Annotated in this window: 4 protein-coding genes; 1 reads left to right on the top strand and 3 read right to left on the bottom strand. The window is 58.9% G+C overall.

Annotated features, from left to right (window positions below):
* A partial coding sequence (locus tag ACXRVY_RS23490) for an OprD family outer membrane porin (protein ID WP_458238370.1) occupies positions 1 to 229 on the bottom strand: 229 nt, incomplete at its 3' end.
* A 102-nt stretch (positions 230 to 331) separates the two neighbouring features.
* Positions 332 to 1,582 carry a kynureninase gene (gene kynU / locus ACXRVY_RS23485; RefSeq protein WP_223463365.1) on the bottom strand — a complete coding sequence of 417 codons (1,251 nt, stop codon included), beginning with the start codon at positions 1,580 to 1,582 and terminating at the stop codon, positions 332 to 334.
* A 376-nt stretch (positions 1,583 to 1,958) separates the two neighbouring features.
* On the opposite strand from kynU, the gene ACXRVY_RS23480 reads away from it, so the two are divergent.
* The gene (locus ACXRVY_RS23480; protein ID WP_223463364.1) at positions 1,959 to 2,432 is read left to right on the top strand and encodes an Lrp/AsnC family transcriptional regulator; all 474 of its coding nucleotides are present in this window, start codon (positions 1,959 to 1,961) and stop codon (positions 2,430 to 2,432) included.
* 12 nt (positions 2,433 to 2,444) lie between these two features.
* Here the strand turns inward: ACXRVY_RS23480 and ACXRVY_RS23475 are convergent.
* The coding region (locus ACXRVY_RS23475; protein ID WP_458238369.1) for a helix-turn-helix domain-containing protein at positions 2,445 to 2,625 on the bottom strand (181 nt) is incomplete at its 5' end.

The raw sequence follows: 2,625 nt of genomic DNA, 5'->3' as shown, positions 1-2,625 counted from the left end.
TTCCCTGGGTGTAGCCGGAGCGGTAATCGAGCATGATCCCGTGGGCCCACTCGTCCCGATAGTTCTGACCACCCGGGTTGTTGAGGTTATTGCGATAGAAATAGAAGTTACGGTTGGTCAGGGTCAGGCTGCTGTCTTCGACAAATCCGTTGTCAGAGGCGGCACAGGCCATTTGGCCAAGGCAACTGGAGATGGCGAGCGGCAAGGCAGGCCAGAGGGACAGTTTCATTCTGCGTGCTCCTTATTATTGTGATTGCAGAACTGGTTATTGCCGGCGGCCGAAGCCCTGCCGCAGGGAAGTTCCCGCAGCAGGACACGGACGCCTCAGGGTTCAGGTCACGCTGTGGCGAACCTGGAATTGCGCTTGCGACCAGGTGTTCCGGTCGAGGATCTCGCCGAGGATCTGTACCGCATCCCAGACTTCGGTGAAGGTCGTGTACAGCGGGGTGAAGCCGAAACGCATGATGTGTGGCTCGCGGTAGTCACCAATCACGCCACGCTCGATCAGGGCCTGGATCACCGCATAACCTTCCGGGTGTTCGAAGCTGACGTGACTGCCTCGTCTGGCGTGCTCACGGGGTGTGATCAGCTTCAGTTCGTGAGCCGCGCAACGCTGCTCGACCAATTCGATGAACAGGTCCGTCAGAGCCAGGGATTTGCGGCGCAAGCTGGCCATGTCGGTCTGGGCGAACACGTCCAGGCCGCACTCAACCATCGCCAAAGAGGTAATCGGCTGGGTACCGCACAGGTAGCGCGCGATGCCGCTGCTCGGCTCGTAATGCGACTCCATGGCGAACTGCCGCGAGTGGCCGAACCAGCCGGACAACGGCTGCGGCACCAGATCGCACAACTGTGGCGAAACCCAGACAAAGGCCTGCGAACCCGGCCCGCCATTGAGGTACTTGTAGGTGCAGCCGATGGCGTAATCGGCACCCGCCTGGTGCAGGTCGACCGGCACGGCGCCAGCGGAATGTGCCAGGTCCCAGATGGCCAGCGCGCCACATTCGTGGGTCAGCGCGGTCAGAGCCTGCATGTCGTGCATGTAGCCGGTCTTGTAATTGACGTGGGTGAGCATGACCACCGCCGTGTCCTGGTCAATCGCTTGCGGTAACGCTTCAGGACTGTCTACCAGACGCAGGGTGTAACCCTGTTGCAGCATCTGCGCGAGGCCTTCGGCGATGTACAGGTCGGTGGGGAAATTGCTCGATTCGCTGACGATCACCCGTCGCTGCGGCGACCTGGTGGCCTGAACGCGCAAAGCGGCGCCCAGCACTTTGAACAGGTTGATCGAAGTGGTATCGGTCACCACGACTTCCCCCTCCCCCGCACCGATCAAGCCCGCCAGGCGGTTGCCCAGACGCTCCGACAGCTCGCGCCAGCCTGCGCTGTTCCAGCTGCGGATCAAGCCGTTGCCCCACTCCTCGGCGACCACCGCTTGCGCCCGGGCCAATGCAGCGACCGGCCGCGCCCCCAAGGAATTGCCATCGAGATAAATAACGCCCTCGGGGAGCGCAAACTGCTGGCGCAGGGGCGCCAGCGCGTCCTGGGCATCAAGCGCCAGGCAACTGTTTCTTGTCGTCATTGGGTGTCCTGTTTTTTGTTATGCGACGCCATCCGGGCAGGTTGCAGCAGCCGGTTCAGGCGCCCTGAATAAAGGCAATTCACCTGATACTGATCAGTTAACACTCGAAATCTGTGGGAGCGAGCTTGCTCGCGATTGCGACAGGTCAGTCAACATTGATGTTGAACATTCGGCCCCCATCGCGAGCAAGCTCGCTCCCACAAGGACTGCAGTGTTCAGAAACCTAACTGACCGGAACCAGGTGATTCGCTTGCCTTTCGATGGAGAGATAATGAACGAACCTTTGAAGAATTTTCGTGCAAAGTAACCGGTCATATAGTAGTTATTTCGCAGAATATTCGAATCAATGCCCAATAACCGCGGATTTATTCAAACCATGAATCTTGACTCGACAGACCTGCGAATCCTGCATCAATTGCAACAGGATGGCCGTATCAGCAATCAGGAATTGGCGGAGAAAGTCGCCTTGTCACCGTCGGCTTGCCTGCGTCGTTTGCGCCTGCTGGAAAGCGAAGGAATCATCACCGGCTATCGCGCGGTGCTGAATGCCGAGCGGCTGGGCATTGAACTGGAAGCCATCGTTCATGTGTCGCTGCGACAGGACGTCGAGGACTGGCACGAGACCTTCATCAAGAAGGTTCAGCAGTGGCCGGAGGTGGTCACTGCCTATGTCGTTACCGGGGCGAGCAACTATGTGTTGCGGGTCCAGACCCGCAACCTCAAACACTTCTCGGATTTCATCGTCAACCACCTCAACCGTACCGCCGGCGTCACCGATATACGTTCGGAAATCGTCCTGCAAAAAATCAAGGAGCGCGAGCAATTGCTGGATCTGGTGGTACGCAAATAAGGACGCCGACCTTCAAAGCCCGTGCAGGCGCCGGGCTTCGTTGCGCTGCAGGGTCATGCTGGGGGTTTCGTCGAACAGCTTGCGGTACTCGGTGGAAAAACGCCCCAGGTGCATGAACCCCCAGCCCATGGCGATCGCGGAAATATTGCGTGCCGAACCGTGCTCAAGAATCTCCTGGCGCACGGCGTTCAAG

The organism is Pseudomonas sp. P5_A2_2 (assembly GCF_054177685.1).
The sequence above is the reverse complement of the archived record's forward strand: the minus strand, read 5'-3'. Positions and strand labels throughout refer to the sequence as shown.

What these genes read in the sequence shown, in the direction of transcription:
- kynU (WP_223463365.1), bottom strand. Translation starts at nt 1,582, where the DNA reads ATGACGACAAGAAACAGTTGCCTGGCGCTTGATGCCCAGGACGCGCTG.
- ACXRVY_RS23480 (WP_223463364.1), top strand. Translation starts at nt 1,959, where the DNA reads ATGAATCTTGACTCGACAGACCTGCGAATCCTGCATCAATTGCAACAG.